The organism is Streptomyces sp. NPDC057307 (genome assembly GCF_042667665.1).
Taxonomy (GTDB): Bacteria; Actinomycetota; Actinomycetes; order Streptomycetales; family Streptomycetaceae; genus Streptomyces.
Map to the genome: position 1 here is coordinate 25,599 of NZ_JBHUZM010000059.1, position 17,815 is coordinate 43,413.

A 17,815-nucleotide genomic window follows, 5' to 3' on the forward strand; every position below is an offset into this window, starting at 1 on the left:
GGAAGTCGGGATGACGGCAGGAATGAGCCAGGTCCGGAAGCGATCCGGGGCGCATGGCTTTCGGCGCGGCCGATCGCTCGCGGTGGCCGTGATCGGGGCCTCGGCGATCGCTCTGGTCGGTGCCGCTCCGGCGGCGGTCGCTGAGGACATGCAGTCGAAGCAGTGGTACCTGGATGCCATGCGTGCCGAGGAGATCTGGAAGTCCACCACGGGTGAGGGGGTCACGGTCGCCCTGATTGACACCGGCGTCAACGCATCGATCCCGTCGCTCAAGGGGCAGGTGCTGAAGGGCCTGGATGCCACCGAGACGGATGGGACGACGGACGACTACAACGGGCACGGGACCACCATGGCCGAGCTCATCGCTGGAACAGGCACGGGCGGTGGGCTCAAGGGGCTGGCGCCCGGAGCCAAGATCATCCCAATGCGGATGGCTAACAAGGAGTTCGAGGAGAAACACAAGTCGACCTCCTTCGACAACGTCAACGCTATCCGCGCGGCCGCCGATGGTGACGCCAAGATCATCAACATGTCCATCGGTAGTGAGTTCCTCAGTTACCAGGAGAAAGAAGCGGTGAAGTATGCCCATGGGAAGGGCAAGTTGCTCTTCGCCGCCGTGGGCAACACGGGCGACAAGGCGAACAAGCCTGGGTACCCCGCCAACTATCCGGAGGTAGTCGGCGTCGCAGCCTCCGACCGTGAGGGCCAGGTGGCCACGTACTCACAGCATGGCGACTTCGTCGACATCGCCGCGCCCGCAAACGACATTCCCGGCTGGTGCGACGAGACCTTCACGAAATACTGCGTCGGCGAAGGCGGAACGAGCGCCGCCACCGCCCTCGCCTCCGCCACCGCCGCCCTCATCTGGTCCGCCAATCCCGACTGGACCGCGAACCAGGTCCTGCGCGTCATGTTCGAGTCCGCAGGCCGCGGCGAGGACTGGAAGCCCGGCACCGTAAGCAACTACCTCGGCCACGGGATCGTCCGCCCCAACGCCGCCATCAACCGCGGGATCGGTAAGCCCGGCGATCCGGACGTCAGCCCTCTGACCAATGAGCGGACGACGGCCGATGGCTCCGACGCGGGGGCACCCTCGGAGGAGGGACCGGCGAAGGACGATTCCGCCCCCCCCCAGCCCAAGCCCGGCGCGGACGGCGCCAAGGACACGGCTACGGCCGCAGACACGGCCAACGCCGCGAAAGACACCGGCGACGACAGCCAGTTGGGCCTGATCCTCGGCGGAGTGGCGGTCGTCGCCGTACTCGCCGGGGGCGGGCTCGCCGTCGTACGCAAACGCCGCAACGCGTGACCGCGCGGCTCAGACCACTCATCGAAGTACCCACGCAGTAACGAGCACATACGAAAAGGAGACTGACATATGGCAGTCCAGAAGGTCGGCGATCAGAGTCTCAAGGATTTCCAGGACGAGATCACGATCAAGTTCGAGGATGTCAAGGGACAGCTGAAGAACCTCCAGGGCGTCATCGACAGCCTGGAAGGTGCCTGGAAGGGCATTGGCGCCAGCGCCTTCGACGCGAAGCAGGCCGAGATCAACTCCGGCATGGTGCGCATCGCGAAGATGCTGCTCAACTTCCAGGAAGCCATCCAGGTCACTCGTACGACCGCGGGCAACACCGAGGACGAGGTCTACGCGGCCCTCAACGGGGTCGACGTGACCGCCGGCTTCTCCGGTGACTCCGCCGCGACGGCGAAGGCCACGTCGAACATCAACGGCTACTGACAGACCGTCAGCCAACCGCCCCGCATGTAGCGCAGACAGCGCACCGCGCACACCGCGCACCGCACTGACAGAGAACAGGAAACAGGAGGACTCGTGGCTCAGCAGAACGACGGCACCATGGTCGTGACCTACGGCTCGCTGGAGCAGGCCGCCGGTGTCATCGAGAAGCAGGCCGCCCGGCTCGACGAGAGCCTTGAGGCCATTCAGACGAAGATCCGCGGCGTCTCCGCGACCTTCGAGGGTGAAGCCAAGACCGCGGCGGACGCGGCCCACAAGAAGTGGGACAACGAGACGCGCCTGATCCACAACGCGCTCAAGGACATCGCCCGCAAGGTCCGCGAGGCCGGCCCGACGTACCAGGCGGGCGACAAGAAGTCCGCCGGCTACTTCTAAGAACCTCTTAGGAGCGACCGGCAGTTACGGCCACAAGGGGGGCACGCGCGGGAGGTGCCCCCCTTTGCCATGCCCTGCCCTGCCATGACCTGCGGTTCCCTGCCGCGCCCCGCCGATCGGGTATGCCGCTCGTCGGCGACCAGCCGCAGGTCGGCACGGGTGTGAGGCCGAGACCTGCGGCTGGACTGCCGACCTACTCGGGCAGTTCGGCGGGGCTACGGGGGAACCGCAACGACGCGATCATGTCCACGGGCATTCAGAGATCGACTTCACATTCACCCGCCGCGGGAGCGGCAGTTGTGTACGCCTCGATCGCCTTCAGTACGGCCGCGCTGTCCGCCGAGTCGTCGCCGCCGACCCGTACCGTCGTGTAGAGATCCCCGTCGACGTCCTTGTCGATCGTGGACGAGTCGTCGCAGCGGATCAGCCCCGCCCCGCCCTTGCCCGAGTAGCTGTACCGCTTGTCGGTGGTGACCTTGTCGTCCGGGTCCGCGCCGATCGTCTTCTCGGCGATCTCCGCGACGGGGGTATCGGCCTCGTACCACTCTATGGACGTCGACAGGGCGACCTTCTCGTCCACCGATACGTAGCAGCGCTTGACCCCGCTGGCCGTCTTCGACCGCTCTGAGACCTTCTCTCCCGCCGGCAGCAGGGGATCCAGTACGTCCGCCGGCACTTCGACGCCGCACAGCGCCTTGGGGACCTCGTACTCCTTCTCCTGCGCCGGGTCCGAGCAACCGGCGACCAGCACGACGATCGAGAGAGCCCCGAGACTCAGGGCGAGCCGACGGCGCGTGACGTAAAGGCGGTTCTCACGGCTTTTCATACGTTCCCTTGCAAGTCCCTTGCATTCCTTGGTCGGAATGACGGTCATCCCGGCCGTGCCCATCAGGTGGGAATCTCGGTCTCGAGGTCGTCCGCCATCCTGCGTGCGGCCGTGGAAGCGTCGTCGAAGCCGTCGGTGGTTCCGATACGGGTCCACTCCTGGATCCGCGTGGCGTCCGGGGAGTTGTGGGCCTTGGCGGCCTCCTCGCCCGCGACCCTGGCCATGTCGGTCTGGGCGTCCTTGCTGGCTTCCCAGCGCAGTCCGACGTCGTGGCCGAGGCCGGCCAGGTTCTCTGGATCGGTGTCCTTGAAGAACTGTTCGAGTACGACTCCGGTCACCGTTCCCGCCGCGCCACCCACCGCCGCGCCCACGATGGGGCTGGCGATGAACGACGTACCGACACCGACGCCCAGGCCGACCAGGCCGGAGATGGTGTTCTTCTTCTGGTTCGTGGCGTGCTCGAAGTCGTCGTCCTTCGCCTTCGCCTCGCCGAGGACCGCTTCGTTACGGCCGATGGCGAGCGTTCCCTCGACCTCCCCCGACCTGCGGGCGATCTCCTTGATCGTCTCTTCCGCGGAGTGCGGATAGCGGCTGTCGGCGGGCAGGTCCGGATCGAGGTGATAGTCCATCAGACCAGCCATGTACGCCTTCTGACCGACCTCGATCGCGGCGTAGCCCTCCGGGTTCTGGCCCACCGTCGCCAGGAAGCGCGTTACGTCCGTGTGCTGCATGTCCGCCGCCGAACCGGCGATCGGGAAGAGCTTCGGCACGCTCTCGTTCTCCGCGCCACCGTCCGCGGTGGCGCGATTGATGTCCGGCAGATACTCAGAGGCGATCTGGCCGACGCTGTCCGACATGTAGGAGTGGTCCTTGAGGCGGCCCGGATCGTCCGAGATCGAGGCGACCATGCTCTCCATGAGCTTCGCCTGCTCAGGGTTGTGCGGCGGGGTGTCGATCGTGGGCAGTTCGCCCGCCGGGTGGCCGGTCGTGGCCGCTTCCAGAGCCATCGCCAGGTTGTTCCGACCCGAGATGCTGTTCTCGCCGTCCTCGTCCATCTCCGGCGGCCAGTTCCGCTCTTCGAAGAGATAGTCGAAGTTGGAGAGCGAGGCCTTGACCTCTTTGCCGTCCCCGTTCTTCTCCTTGAAGTCGTGGTCCTCGTCCGTCGACAGGAACGGGTCGTTGAAGAATTCCGTTGCCGCGTCCGGGCTGTTCGACAGCGCCTTGAGATAACCGATCATGGGGTCCGAACCGGAGTCCTCACCGGTGCGGTTGAGATTCGGGTCCATGCCCATATGGGTCCAGACCGTCGCCCCGTGGCGGCCGTTGCTGGTGGCCGCCTTCTCGGTCTCCATGAGCTCGGAGCCGTAACTCTTGAGGAACTGGTCGTCGAAGTTGCCCCAGCGCATCAGGTTGCTCATCACCTGGAAGCCTTGGGTGGTGCTGTTCTTGTGTACGGGCTGGCTGCCGAGATCCGTCATCTCGTACGTCCACCGGCGCATCTCGGGAGTGTCCGCCTGAGTCGCGGTGGCGAGCGTGAGACTGAGGTTCTTCTGCAGATCGCCGAGTTGTTCGCGCCGCTCCGAGTACACGTCCCGGTTCGTGGCGGGATCGGTGATGGCATCCCAGAACTGGAGTGTCCCCTTGGGACCCAACTGCTCCGCGAAACGCTCGCTGAAGAGTTCGTCGCCCGAGTACTTCTTGAGGCCCGCGTTGAGCGTGTCGAACTCCTTGACCGTCAGGTCCTCCGGGTTCTTCTTCGCGATACGGGCCAGATTCTCGGCTTCCTTGATCGCGTTGGCCGCCGAATCGCGGTCCGCGTACTTCTGTCCCGAGAATCCGTAGTCGGTGAGGTCGACCAGTGCCTTGAGCGATGTGGACGCGGTGTTGTCCATCTCCGTCGCGGTGTTGAGAATCCCCTGAAGCTCGTCCCGCAGCGCGTCGACGTCCTTCTGGCCGTTCGCGGGCTTCGGGTCGGGATTCGGAGTGACGGTGAAACCACTGCCGGCCGATTTCACGGACATGTGGTTGCCCCGCCCGCGCTCGATGGCTTCCTTGAGCAGCCGCTGCTGGGTCTTCAACTCACCCTGGGTGTCGCGGATGATGTTGCGGATCGACTCGGCCTGGGTGTACGCGTCGTTGAACTCCTCGGCCGTCTTGCCGATGAACTCACGCGAGACCGTGGCGTTGTAGCCGGCCCAGTTGGCCTTGCTCGCCTTGCCGTGGAGCCCGTCCTTGGCATCGGCCTTGAGATCGGTGAGTTTGGTGAGCATCTTCGTCCAGTCGCTGACCGTGGTGTCGAGCGAGGCGAAATTAGCCGAGTGAAGGGCTTCAAAATCCATGGGTTTGTTCCTCTAGCCCTTCTCAGTCCTTCTCGTCTTTCTTGGGCTCGCCGTAGACCTCGTTATTCTTGCCCGGCGGGGCCCACTGCTCGTCGAAGCCGGCATCCAGTGTGGAGATGCTGCTCACATGACGCTGAATGAAGATCTCGTCGCCTTCATGTGCCTTTTTCGTGAAGTCCATGTGGTTCGAAATGAGCGCGCATGCGTCCATCAGAGACCCGAGTTGGCGGTCCCAGCGCAACGAGACATGGCTCAACGCCCCACCGAGCGCGAAGCCTTGACCCTTCAGATCACTGCCGGCCGTGTCGGTGCTGGTGACCCGCGCCTCTTCCCATAGCCGGTTGTACAACTTGAACGCCTCGTCGCCGATCGCCGCCAGGTCCTTCTGATCGACCGAGAGATCACCCGTGGGACTGCCCGCGTTGGGCCTGTCCTCCTCCGGGATCCCGTTGAGTTGCATCTGCGTCTGCCCGTTACCGGCGGCCGACGCCTTCAGCTGGTCCCATTCGTCCCATGCCATCTGGGATTCCTTCCCCCGTGCTCGCTGCTGGATTTCACAATTCCGCATCAACCTATTGATGCGCCCCGACCGCACGCAAGTGCTGTCCGCCGGAACCGAGTTGGCTCACCGGCGCATCCCCGCCCCTCTCACTCCATTCCCGCGAGCCGGAACATTTCCACCGCCTGCCACCCCAGGAACAGCGCCAGCACGATGAGCGCGACCTTCCGTCCCCGGATCAGGCCGTCCGACGGTTCGTGCGCCGCCGGGTTGTCGAAGCGTCTTGCCTGGAAGCGCCACCACGCCTTGCGCTGGTCGATGAACGCCAGCCCCAGGAACAGCACGGCGAAGAACGCCACGAAGACCCCCGCACCCGTCACCGCCCCGTCACCATCCCCGTCACCGTCCCTGCCTCCGCATCCGTCCCGGTCCCGGTCCGCATCCCCGTCCCCACACCCGTCACCGCTCGTCCAGCGAAGGCATCAGGCCCGTCTGCACCAGCGGGTTGCCGCGCTGGCGGGAGATGAAGATGCCCCGGCCCGCCGGCATCGGGCGCGCCCGTACGCCGCCGAGGATGTCGCCCTCCTGCGGGTCGCCCGAGAGCAGCACACCCTGCGCGCCCAGCTCCATCATCCGCTGCATGAACGGCTCGTACGAGGCCCTGCTCGCGCCCGCCGCGCTCCGCGCGATGATGAAGCGGACACCCACGTCGCGCGCGAACGGCAGCTGCTCCGTGAGCTTGTTGAGCGGGTTGCCGCTGGACGTGGACACCAGGTCGTAGTCGTCGACGACCACGAACACCGTCGGGCCCCGCCACCAACTGCGTTCGCGCAACTGCTGCGCCGTGACGTCGGCGGCCGGCGTACGGCGCTGCATCAGGTCCGACAGCGCGTCCACGTGGTGGTCCATGTTGTTGGACATCGGCACGTACTCCGCCAGGTGCGTCGCCGGCGTCACGTCCAGCAGCGCGCGCCGGTTGTCGATGACGAAGAACTTGGCCGAGTTCCCGTCGTACCGCTGCGACAACTGCGTGATCAGCAGCCGCAGCAGGTTCGACTTGCCGGACTCGCTCTCGCCGAACACCAGGAAGAACGGATCGCGGTCGAAGTTGACGAAGACCGGCTCCAGCAGGTTCTCGTCGATCCCGAAGGCCACGCCGCGCTTCGGCTGCGCGGCCCCCGTCGGCAGCGTCGCCGCGTCCAGCTCGCGCGGCAGCAGCCGTACGGCCGGGGCGCTCGGCCCCGTCCAGTGGCGGCCGACCTCCTGCGTCATGGCCGCCGTCGCCTCCGACAGGTCGCTGTCGGAGTTGATGGAGTCGATCCGCGGCACCGCCGCCATGAAGTGCAGCTTCTCCGGCGTCAGACCCCGGCCGGGCACCCCCGTGGGGACGTTGACGGCCGCCTTGCGGTCCAGGTCGGAGTCCATCGTGTCGCCGAGGCGCAGCTCCAGCCGGTTCATCAGGTGGTCCTTCAGGTTGGCGCGCACCTCCATCGAGCGCGACGCCGTCAGCACCACATGGATGCCGTAACCGAGCCCGCGCGCCGCGATGTCCAGCACGGCGGGCTCCAACGCCTCATAGTCGGTGCGGAAGTTGCCCCAGCCGTCGATGATCAGGAAGACGTCGCCCCACGGCTGGTCCGACAGCGAGATCTCGCCCCGCTCCCGCATCCTGCGGAAGGTGTTGATGGAGTCGATCCCCGCCGTACGGAAGTACTCCTCGCGGCGCGCCAGGATGCCGTACACCTCGGCCGTCGTCCGTCGCACCTTCTCGGGGTCGAGCCGCGACGCCACGCCACCGACGTGCGGCAGCCCGGCGACCGACGACATGCCGCCGCCGCCGAAGTCCAGACCGTAGAACTGCACCTCCTGCGGCGTGTGCGTCAGCGCGAATCCCGCGATGAGCGTGCGCAGCAGCGTCGACTTGCCGGACTGCGGCCCGCCCACGATCTGCATGTGCCCCGCCGCACCGGAGAAGTCCCGGTACAGCGTGTCGCGACGCTGCTCGTACGGCTTGTCGACCACACCCAGCGGTACGACGAGGCGCCCCGCGCCCTCGAAGCCGGGCTGGGTCAGCCCGCGCCCCTCCACGTTCGACAGCCCCGGCAGCAGCTCGTCCAGCGACGGCGGGTTGTCCAGCGGCGGCAGCCACACCCGGTGCGCCTCGGCGCCGCGCCCTTCGAGCCGGCGCACGATCACGTCGAGCACCGTGTCGGCCAGCGCGTCGTCCTCGGACGTGGTGCGCGCGTCCGGTACCGCGGGCCGGGTGGCCGGCTGGACGTAGTGCACCGGCACCGGCGCCGCGGTGAACGGCACGGGCCTGCGGTCGACCGGCAACGGCCCCCCTGTCCCCGCGACGGCCTGCGCGTTCGTGCGGTACACCCCGGAGACGTACGCGGCCTTGAACCGCACCATCTCGTCGGTGCCGTACTTCAGATACCCGGAACCGGGCACGTTCGGCAGCTGGTACGCGTCCGGCACGCCCAGCGCGGCGCGCGACTCCGCGGCCGAGAAGGTACGCAGACCCACGCGGTACGAGAGGTACGTCTCCAGCCCGCGCAGCCGGCCCTCCTCCAACCGCTGCGACGCCAGCAGGAGATGGACACCCAGCGACCGCCCGATGCGCCCGATCTGGACGAACATCTCGATGAAGTCCGGCATCGCTGTCAGGAGTTCACTGAACTCGTCGATGACCAGGACGAGCGACGGGATGGGCTGCAGCGGCGATCCCGCCGCGCGCGCCTTCTCGTAGTCGTGGATGTTCGCGTAGTTGCCCGCGTCGCGCAGCATCTCCTGACGGCGGTTCAGCTCACCGCGGATCGAGTCCCCCATGCGGTCGACCAGCGTCAGGTCGTCCGCGAGGTTGGTGATCACCGCCGCGACGTGCGGCATCTGCGACATGCCCGCGAAGGTGGCGCCGCCCTTGAAGTCCGCGAGGACGAAGTTCAGCGTCTCCGAGGAGTGCGTGACGGCGAGCCCCAGCACCAGCGTGCGCAGCAGTTCGGACTTGCCGGAGCCGGTGGCGCCGACGCACAGGCCGTGCGGCCCCATGCCCTCCTGCGCCGCCTCCTTGAGGTCCAGCATGACGGGCGCGCCGTCCTCACCGACACCGATGGGCACCCGCAGCCGCTCCGCCTGTGAACGGGGCCGCCAGGTACGGGTGACGTCGACGGACGCCGCGTCCCCGAGGTTCAGCAGATCGGTGAAGTCGAGGTTCGCGAGCAGCGGTTCGTCGTCGTCGTCCCCGCCCGTCGCGGCCCGCAGCGGTGCGAGCTGGCGGGCCAGCGCCTCGGCGGCCTCCAGGCTCAGCCGGTCGGGCTCCCCGTCGTACACCATGCCGTGCCCCGACTCCAGCCGCAGCGAGTCGGGGTGCACCACCACGGAGAGGCCGCCGCGCGCGCCGGTGACCTCGCCCGGTACGACCTCGATGACCGTCACGCCCTGCAGCCCCTCGGCCGACGCCAGCGTCGACACGGGGGGCAGCGACATACCGTCCAGGACGACGACGATGTGCGGCTGGTCCAGCAGCGGATGGCCGCCGGGCTGGAAGCGGGGGCGGCCCTCCAGCCGCGCCGCCAGCATCTCCTCCAACTCCCGTACGTCGGAGGTGATGAGCCGGCGGCTGCCCGCCCCGTCCCCGGGGCCCTGCGCCTGGACGTGCGGCAGCCACTTCGCCCACTCCCACCGCGACGTCGCGCCCCGTCCCGCGACGACGGCGATGACCAGGTCCTCGGGGGAGTGCAGCGAGGCGAGCGAACCGACCATCGCGCGCGCCGTGGAGCGCACCGACTCCGCCTCGCCGGTGACCGTCAGGTGGTAGAAGGCGCGCAGCGAGACGGCCATCGGCAGACCGTCCACCACGCTGTGCGCGTTGAGGAACTGCCGCATCGCCCCGGCGGTGAGCGGCTCCAGCTCGTCCACCGGCGCGGTCTCGGGCTCGACGAGCACGGTGGCGAGCTGCTGACTGCCCAGGCCGATACGTACCTGCCCGAAGTCGTCGTCGGCGACGCGGCGTTCCCACACCCGGCTGCCCTCGGCGACCAGCGCCCACAACTGCTCGGGGGACGGGTGCAGGTAGTACTGCGCGTCCCGTTGCAGATGCGCGGTCCGCAGCACCGTACGCCGCGTCTGCGTCAGGTACTTGAGGTAGTCACGCCTCATGTCGGCGAGTTCGCCCTGAGTACCGCGACGGTGCCGCACCAGCATCGCGATGGCCATGGCGATCGTCGAGGCGATCATCACCATGCCCATGATCCGCATGATCGGATTCGGCGTCATGAAGAAGAAGACGACCGAACCACCCATGCCCAGCATCGGCAGCAGCTGCATGAGCGCACCCTCCTGCTGCCCTCTGGGCAACGGTGGAGGGGGTTGTACCTGCACCTGCTCGCCGGGTACGTCGGCGGGCAGGGCCCGCGGTGGGCGCTTGACGACGATCTGACTCACTGCTCACCAATTCCCTTGCCGGACGAAAGAGTTCCCACCGGCGCCCCCGTGGCGACGGGCCTCCATCCGCGGGCAAGGATCCTACTTGCGTGGGTGCCCACCACCCGGCGGTAGGGTGACCGGACGCGATCGAGCGCACGTGAACTTCCGCGAAAAAGCGGTCATTCGGAGCGCGGACGCAGGCATCGGGCGCATGGGATCCACGAGGGGGATGCAGCACGTGAGTATGACGGCCCAAGCGGCGGCCACCGGCACCGGTCAGCCCGGTGCGCCGGCCCCGTCCAGCGGCGGAACCGGCTTCTGCCGGATCACCGTCGTCGCACCGGACGGCCGGATCGACGTGGCGCTGCCCGAGGACATTCCCGTGGCCGACCTCCATTCGGAGATCCTGCGGCTGTCCGGCCAGAGCCCCGCGGCCGGCGCGCCCGTCGGATATCACCTGGTACGCCGCGACGGCACCGTCCTCGACAGCGCCCGCTCCCTGGCCTCCCAGCGCATCCTCGACGGCGAGCTGCTGTCGCTGCGCCCCTTCGCCGAATCCCTGCCCCCGGCGGTCTTCGACGACGTCTCCGACGCCGTCGCGTCCGCGGTCGCCCGCGACCGCACCCTGTGGACCGACAGCGCCATGCGCGGCGCCGGGCTCTTCGGCGGCTCCGTCCTGCTGGTGCTGCTCGCCTTCGTGCTGTGGACCGCCGACCCCCGGCACGACACACACGGCCTGCCGGGCATCCTGGCCGGCGTCACCGCCGTCATGCTGCTCGCCCTCGCCGGTGTACGGGCCCGGGTGTACGACGACCGCGGCTCGTCCGTCGCGCTCGGTATCGGCTCGATGGCCAACGCCGCCGTCGCCGGCTCCGGACTGCTGCCCTTCGCGGACGGACAGGGCATCGGCAGGCTCCAGTTCCTGCTCGGCTGCGCCGCCGTACTGGTCGCCTCGGTGATCCTGGTGATCGTCACCCCCGCGGGCGACAGCCCCTTCGTCGCGTTCGTCTTCGCCTCCACCGTCGGCCTCCTGGTGACGTTCATCGCCATCACCACCGACATGAAGCCCGCCGAGACCGCCGCCGTCTGCGCCGCGCTCTCCGTAGGAACACTGGCCTTCCTGCCCGGCCTCTCCACCCGCTTCGCCCGCCTCCCCATCGGCTTCGAGCCGCCCCGTACGGCCGCCGGGGACTACGGGACCGACCCCGCGCCGCCCGCCCCCGTCGACCCCGAGCGCATCGCCGCCCAGGCCCGGCGCGGCCACGAGCTGCTGGTCGGCCTGGTCGGCGGCTGCGCGCTGGTGGCCGTCGGCGCCGCCGGCGTACTCGGCTTCTCCGACGGCGTATGGGGCCAGCTGCTCGCCCTCGCCACCGGCGTCGCGATGCTGATGCGCGCCCACCTCTTCAGTTACACGGCGCAGGTCGGCTGCGCCCTCGCCGCCGGCCTCGGCGCCCTCGTCCTGCTGGGACTCGGGCTCAGCCTCAACCCCCCGGAGGGGCTGATCCGCGAGGCCCTGCGCGGCGACGGGGCGGGCCTCGACATCCGTACGGTGTGGCTGACCGCCGCCATCGCGGGGATCGCCACACTCATCATCGCCATAGGGCTGATCGTGCCGCGCAAGGGCGTCACGCCCTTCTGGGGCCGCTTCCTGGAGATCGCCGAATCCTTCGTACTACTGACGGTCGTCCCGCTGTGCCTGGCGGTGTTCGACGTCTACCACTCCATCCGTGCGTTGACGTCTTGACTGGCTGGTACGCTGTGTGACGGCCGTTTGTGTACGCGTTCCGGTCTGTCCGGAACCAGCGACCGAACATCATCGGCCGATCACCCCGCCACTCGAGTAACCGAAGATCCCCAGCGAATTCGACCTGGGGCACTCGATGGCCACGAAGACCTACGAGGAGTACGCGTGCCGCTTGCCGCCGCTACGAAGAAGCAGATCATGTCGGAGTTCGCCACCAAGGAAGGCGACACCGGCTCCCCCGAGGTCCAGGTCGCGATGCTGTCGCGCCGTATCTCGGACCTGACCGAGCACCTGAAGACGCACAAGCACGACCACCACTCGCGTCGCGGTCTGCTCATCCTGGTCGGCCAGCGCCGTCGCCTGCTGCAGTACCTGGCGAAGAAGGACATCCAGCGCTTCCGTGCGCTGGTCGACCGCCTGGGCATCCGCCGCGGTGCGGCCGGCGGCGCCAAGTAGTACGCCGTGAAGGGAGCGGTTCCCACACACCGGGAACCGCTCCCTTCGCCGTATGCGCACGAAGCTCAGTAACCTGTTCGCAGGAGCACAGCTCCCGGGCACCACTGAGAAGCACCACGCGACACCTGCACGAACGAGCGACAACAGCATGATCAGCACTACGAGCACGACCAGCACCACCCCGTACGGAACAGCACCACCCCGTACGACGGAAGGCACCACCCACTGACGAGGGGAAGCGCCCCTCCGCCGCCGCCGGTCCTCGGTAGTGGCCCCCGGAACGGCGCGGCGAACGCCGCCCGCGGCCCACGCCGCCGCCCCGGGAGCTTCGATCGAAGACCGGCCCGCAGGAGCGCTTCTCCGCCTGTCCCCCGCCACACGGGCGCGGGACGAAAGACGACAAACGACGAGTATGGAGAACCACTGGTGGAGAACGAGACCCACTACGCCGAGGCCGTTATCGACAACGGCACGTTCGGCACCCGCACCATCCGCTTCGAGACGGGCCGCCTGGCCAAGCAGGCCGCCGGCTCCGCCGTCGCGTATCTGGACGACGACACCATGGTGCTGTCGGCCACCACCGCTTCCAAGAAGCCCAAGGACAACCTCGACTTCTTCCCCCTCACGGTGGACGTCGAGGAGCGGCAGTACGCGGCCGGCAAGATCCCCGGCTCCTTCTTCCGCCGCGAGGGCCGGCCCTCCGAGGACGCGATCCTCACCTGCCGCCTCATCGACCGCCCGCTGCGCCCCTCTTTCAAGAAGGGCCTGCGCAACGAGATCCAGATCGTCGAGACGATCATGGCGCTCAACCCCGACCACCTGTACGACGTGGTCGCGATCAACGCCGCCTCCTGCTCCACGCAGCTGGCCGGCCTGCCCTTCTCCGGCCCGATCGGCGGCACCCGTGTCGCCCTGATCAAGGGCCAGTGGGTCGCGTTCCCGACGCACACCGAGCTCGAGGACGCCGTCTTCGACATGGTGGTCGCCGGCCGCGTCCTGGAGGACGGCGACGTCGCGATCATGATGGTCGAGGCCGAGGCCACCCCGAAGACGATCCAGCTCGTCGCCGACGGCGCCGAGGCTCCCACCGAGGAGATCGTCGCCGCCGGACTGGAAGCCGCGAAGCCCTTCATCAAGGCGCTCTGCAAGGCCCAGGCCGACCTCGCCGCCAAGGCCGCCAAGCCCACCGGCGAGTTCCCGGTCTTCCTCGACTACCAGGACGACGTCCTGGAGGCCCTCACCGCCGCCGTGAAGAGCGAGCTGTCGCAGGCGCTCACCATCGCCGGCAAGCAGGACCGCGAGGCCGAGCTGGACCGCGTCAAGGAGCTCGCCGCCGAGAAGCTGCTCCCGCAGTTCGAAGGCCGCGAGAAGGAGATCTCCGGCGCGTACCGCGCGCTGACGAAGTCCCTGGTCCGCGAGCGCGTCATCAAGGACAAGGTCCGCATCGACGGCCGCGGCGTCACGGACATCCGTACGCTCGCCGCCGAGGTCGAGGCCATCCCGCGCGTGCACGGTTCCGCGCTGTTCGAGCGTGGCGAGACCCAGATCCTGGGCGTCACCACCCTCAACATGCTCCGCATGGAGCAGCAGCTGGACACCCTCTCGCCGGTGACCCGCAAGCGCTACATGCACAACTACAACTTCCCGCCGTACTCCGTCGGTGAGACCGGCCGCGTCGGTTCGCCGAAGCGCCGCGAGATCGGCCACGGAGCGCTCGCCGAGCGCGCCATCGTGCCGGTGCTGCCGACGCGCGAGGAGTTCCCGTACGCGATCCGCCAGGTCTCCGAGGCGCTGGGCTCCAACGGCTCGACGTCCATGGGCTCGGTCTGCGCCTCCACCATGTCGCTGCTGAACGCCGGTGTGCCCCTCAAGGCCCCCGTCGCCGGTATCGCCATGGGCCTGATCTCGCAGGAGATCGACGGCAAGACGCACTACGTCGCCCTCACCGACATCCTCGGTGCGGAGGACGCATTCGGCGACATGGACTTCAAGGTCGCCGGTACGAAGACGTTCGTCACCGCGCTCCAGCTCGACACCAAGCTCGACGGCATCCCCGCCTCGGTCCTGGCCGCCGCGCTGAAGCAGGCCCGCGACGCCCGCCTCCACATCCTCGATGTGATGAACGAGGCCATCGACGTCCCGGACGAGATGTCCCCGAACGCCCCGCGGATCATCACCGTCAAGATCCCGGTGGACAAGATCGGTGAGGTCATCGGCCCCAAGGGCAAGATGATCAACCAGATCCAGGAGGACACCGGCGCCGACATCACGATCGAGGACGACGGCACCATCTACATCGGTGCCGCCGACGGACCGGCCGCCGAGGCCGCCCGCGCCACGATCAACGGCATCGCCAACCCGACCATGCCGGAGGTCGGCGAGCGCTACCTGGGTACGGTCGTCAAGACCACCACCTTCGGAGCGTTCGTCTCGCTGCTCCCCGGCAAGGACGGTCTGCTGCACATCTCGCAGATCCGCAAGCTCGCCGGCGGCAAGCGCGTGGAGAACGTCGAGGACGTCCTCGGTGTCGGCCAGAAGGTCCAGGTCGAGATCGCCGAGATCGACCAGCGCGGCAAGCTCTCGCTGATCCCCGTGATCGAGGGCGAGGACGAAGAGAAGAACGACAAGCAGGACGACCAGAAGGACGAAGCCTCCCAGTGACGTTTCGTAGTTCGACGACGACGGCCCGCACCTCCTCGGAGGTACGGGCCGTCGCCCGTACCCAAACCCTCCTGGAGGGCCAGAACGGCATCGGCACCGTCCGCCGCACGACCCTCCCCGGCGGCCTGCGCGTCGTCACCGAGAGCCTGCCGTCCGTACGGTCGGCGACCTTCGGCATCTGGGTGCAGGTCGGCTCGCGCGACGAGACGCCCACGCTCAACGGCGCCACGCACTACCTGGAACACCTCCTCTTCAAGGGCACCAAGAAGCGCAGTGCCCTCGACATCTCCTCCGCCATAGACGCGGTCGGCGGCGAGATGAACGCCTTCACGGCGAAGGAGTACACCTGCTACTACGCGCGCGTGCTCGACACCGACCTCCCCCTCGCCATCGACATCGTGTGCGACATGCTCACGGGCTCGCTGATCGAGGCCGAGGACGTCGACGCGGAGCGGGGCGTCATCCTCGAAGAGATCGCCATGACCGAGGACGACCCGGGCGACTGCGTGCACGATCTCTTCGCGCGGACGATGTTCGGGGACACCCCCCTCGGCCGCCCCGTCCTGGGCACCGTCGACACCGTCAACGCCCTCGACCGCGGCCGGATCGCCCGCTTCTACAAGAAGCACTACGACCCGACGCACCTGGTCGTCGCCGCCGCGGGCAACGTCGACCACGACACCGTCGTACGGCAGGTGAGCCGCGCCTTCGAGAAGGCGGGCGCCCTCTCCCGTACGGACGCCGTCCCCGTCGCCCCGCGCGAGGGCCGCCGCGACCTGCGCACCGCCGGCCGCGTCGACCTGCTGAACCGCAAGACGGAGCAGGCCCACATCGTCCTCGGCATGCCGGGCCTCTCCCGCACCGACGAGCGCCGCTGGGCCCTGGGGGTCCTCAGCACGGCCCTCGGCGGCGGTATGAGCTCCCGGCTCTTCCAGGAGGTACGGGAGAAGCGCGGCCTCGCCTACAGCGTGTACTCGTACACCTCCGGCTTCGCCGACTGCGGACTCTTCGGCATCTACGCGGGCTGCCGCCCCAGCCAGGTCCACGACGTGCTGAAGATCTGCCGCGACGGGCTCGACCAGGTCGCGGCCGAAGGGCTGAGCGACGAGGAGATCGGCCGCGCCGTCGGCCAGCTCTCCGGCTCCACCGTCCTCGGCCTGGAGGACACCGGCGCGCTGATGAACCGCATCGGCAAGAGCGAGCTGTGCTGGGGCACCCAGATGTCCGTGGACGACATGCTGGCGCGGATAGCGGCCGTCACTCCCGACGACGTGCGCGCGGTGGCGCGCGACGTACTGGGGCAGCGCCCCTCGCTGTCCGTCATCGGACCCCTGAAGGACAAGCAGGCCGACCGTCTCGACGAAGCGGTCGCCTGACCACCGCCCTCCCCGGCCTCCTAAAGAAGCAGAAGGAAGCAGAGCGATGAGCACCAAACTGCGGGTGGCCGTGATCGGCGCCAAGGGCCGGATCGGCTCCGAGGCCGTACGGGCCGTCGAGGCCGCCGACGACATGGAACTGGTCGCGGCCCTCGGCCGGGGCGACAAACTGGAGACCCTCGCCGACACGGGGGCCCAGGTCGCCGTCGAACTGACCACCCCCACCGCGGTGATGGGCAACCTGGACTTCCTCGTACGCCACGGCATCCACGCCGTCGTCGGCACCACCGGCTGGACCGACGACCGCCTGGCGCAGCTGGAGACGGTGCTCGCGGGCTCCCCGGAGACGGGCGTACTCATCGCGCCCAACTTCTCCATCGGGGCCGTCCTCACCATGCGGTTCTCCCAGGCGGCCGCCCGCTACTTCGAGTCCGCCGAGGTTGTCGAGCTGCACCACCCGAACAAGGTCGACGCCCCGTCGGGCACCGCCACCCGCACCGCCCAGCTGATCGCCGCCGCCCGTGCGGAGGCCGGCTCCCCGCCGCAGCCCGACGCGACGGTCACGGCGCTGGACGGGGCGCGCGGCGCCGACGTCGACGGTGTCCGGGTGCACTCCGTACGGCTCCGAGGACTGCTGGCACACCAGGAGGTCCTGCTCGGTGCCGAGGGGGAGACGCTCACCATCCGCCACGACTCCCTGCACCACAGCAGCTTCATGCCGGGGATCCTCCTCGGCGTCCGCCAGGTCGTGACCACGCCGGGCCTCACCTTCGGCCTGGAGCACTTCCTCGACCTGAACCTGCCGGACTGACCGCCGTGCGCGCCAAGATCATGTACTTCGTCATGGCCGCCCTCCTCGTCGCCTATTTCGTCCTGGCCGGCGGCCGCGGCGTCGCGCTCATCGGGATCGGTACGCCGCTGACCGTCACGTTCGGGATCGCCGTGCTGGTGATGCCGGTCATCGGCGCCTGGTTCCTCTGGAAGAACACCCAGTTCGTCCGGCGGGCCAACCGGCTCGCCGCCGAGCTGGACGCCGAGGGCGGCCTGCCGGTGGACGAACTGGTGCGTACGCCGGGCGGCCGCGTGGACCGCGCGTCGGCGGACGCCGTCTTCGCCGCCCGCCGCGCCGAGACCGAGGACACCCCGGGGGACTGGCGCTGCTGGTTCCGTCTCGCGGTCGCCTACCGCGACGCCGGCGACACCCCGCGGGCCCGCGAGGCGATGCGGCGCGCGATCACGCTCCACGGGGCGCATCCGGTGACAGCGGCGCGATGACGCCCCGCTGAACCACCGCCTCGACAGGAACGCGACCGAGAAGGCGACCTACAAAGCGACCAGGGCGAGCAGTTCGAGAA

General features: G+C 68.6%; 14 protein-coding genes. 9 read left to right on the forward strand and 5 right to left on the reverse strand.

Features of this window, described 5'->3' with window-relative positions; translation table 11 throughout:
- Positions 1 to 10 precede the first annotated feature (10 nt).
- The 3 genes from ACFUN8_RS20705 (at position 11) to ACFUN8_RS20715 (ending at position 2,134) form a co-directional block, all read left to right on the forward strand.
- Entirely contained in the window at positions 11 to 1,309 is a 1,299-nt protein-coding gene (locus ACFUN8_RS20705; RefSeq protein WP_383639493.1) for a S8 family serine peptidase, read from the forward strand.
- 69 nt (positions 1,310 to 1,378) lie between these two features.
- A complete protein-coding gene (locus ACFUN8_RS20710) occupies positions 1,379 to 1,741 on the forward strand; it encodes a WXG100 family type VII secretion target (protein ID WP_354608120.1) in 363 nt (120 codons plus the stop codon).
- A 93-nt stretch (positions 1,742 to 1,834) separates the two neighbouring features.
- Positions 1,835 to 2,134 (forward strand): WXG100 family type VII secretion target, encoded by a 300-nt coding sequence (locus ACFUN8_RS20715; protein ID WP_382565086.1) that lies wholly within the window; start codon positions 1,835 to 1,837, stop codon positions 2,132 to 2,134.
- 256 nt (positions 2,135 to 2,390) lie between these two features.
- Here the strand turns inward: ACFUN8_RS20715 and ACFUN8_RS20720 are convergent, their stop codons facing one another.
- The 5 genes from ACFUN8_RS20720 to eccCa all read right to left on the reverse strand — a co-directional run bounded on the left by ACFUN8_RS20720 (position 2,391) and on the right by eccCa (position 10,241).
- Positions 2,391 to 2,960 (reverse strand): hypothetical protein, encoded by a 570-nt coding sequence (locus ACFUN8_RS20720; protein ID WP_383639498.1) that lies wholly within the window; start codon positions 2,958 to 2,960, stop codon positions 2,391 to 2,393.
- A gap of 62 nt (positions 2,961 to 3,022) precedes the next feature.
- A complete protein-coding gene (locus ACFUN8_RS20725) occupies positions 3,023 to 5,299 on the reverse strand; it encodes a hypothetical protein (RefSeq protein WP_383639500.1) in 2,277 nt (758 codons plus the stop codon).
- 22 nt (positions 5,300 to 5,321) lie between these two features.
- Positions 5,322 to 5,819 (reverse strand): hypothetical protein, encoded by a 498-nt coding sequence (locus ACFUN8_RS20730; protein ID WP_383639503.1) that lies wholly within the window; start codon positions 5,817 to 5,819, stop codon positions 5,322 to 5,324.
- Between the two features lie 128 nt (positions 5,820 to 5,947).
- The gene (locus tag ACFUN8_RS20735; RefSeq protein WP_383639506.1) at positions 5,948 to 6,178 is read right to left on the reverse strand and encodes a hypothetical protein; all 231 of its coding nucleotides are present in this window, start codon (positions 6,176 to 6,178) and stop codon (positions 5,948 to 5,950) included.
- Positions 6,179 to 6,257: 79 nt separating this feature from the next.
- Positions 6,258 to 10,241, reverse strand: a complete 3,984-nt coding sequence (eccCa, locus tag ACFUN8_RS20740) for a type VII secretion protein EccCa (protein WP_383639509.1) — start codon at positions 10,239 to 10,241, stop codon at positions 6,258 to 6,260.
- Positions 10,242 to 10,467: 226 nt separating this feature from the next.
- Here eccCa and eccD point away from each other — a divergent pair, with 226 nt between their 5' ends.
- The 6 genes from eccD to ACFUN8_RS20770 all read left to right on the forward strand — a co-directional run bounded on the left by eccD (position 10,468) and on the right by ACFUN8_RS20770 (position 17,735).
- Positions 10,468 to 11,967 carry a type VII secretion integral membrane protein EccD gene (gene eccD / locus ACFUN8_RS20745; protein WP_382565099.1) on the forward strand — a complete coding sequence of 500 codons (1,500 nt, stop codon included), beginning with the start codon at positions 10,468 to 10,470 and terminating at the stop codon, positions 11,965 to 11,967.
- Positions 11,968 to 12,132: 165 nt separating this feature from the next.
- Complete coding sequence (rpsO, locus tag ACFUN8_RS20750) at positions 12,133 to 12,423, forward strand: 30S ribosomal protein S15 (protein WP_023538273.1); 291 nt, start codon at positions 12,133 to 12,135, stop codon at positions 12,421 to 12,423.
- A 426-nt stretch (positions 12,424 to 12,849) separates the two neighbouring features.
- Positions 12,850 to 15,084, forward strand: coding sequence for a polyribonucleotide nucleotidyltransferase (locus ACFUN8_RS20755; protein WP_383639513.1), 2,235 nt, complete (start codon positions 12,850 to 12,852; stop codon positions 15,082 to 15,084).
- Complete coding sequence (locus ACFUN8_RS20760; protein ID WP_383639516.1) at positions 15,081 to 16,460, forward strand: M16 family metallopeptidase; 1,380 nt, start codon at positions 15,081 to 15,083, stop codon at positions 16,458 to 16,460. Before ACFUN8_RS20755 ends, ACFUN8_RS20760 begins: the two co-directional genes overlap by 4 nt.
- Before the next feature lie 46 nt (positions 16,461 to 16,506).
- On the forward strand, positions 16,507 to 17,271 hold the full coding sequence (dapB, locus tag ACFUN8_RS20765) for a 4-hydroxy-tetrahydrodipicolinate reductase (RefSeq protein ID WP_383639519.1): 765 nt from the start codon (positions 16,507 to 16,509) through the stop codon (positions 17,269 to 17,271).
- A gap of 5 nt (positions 17,272 to 17,276) precedes the next feature.
- On the forward strand, positions 17,277 to 17,735 hold the full coding sequence (locus ACFUN8_RS20770) for a hypothetical protein (protein ID WP_383639522.1): 459 nt from the start codon (positions 17,277 to 17,279) through the stop codon (positions 17,733 to 17,735).
- The last annotated feature ends 80 nt before the right edge of the window (positions 17,736 to 17,815 follow it).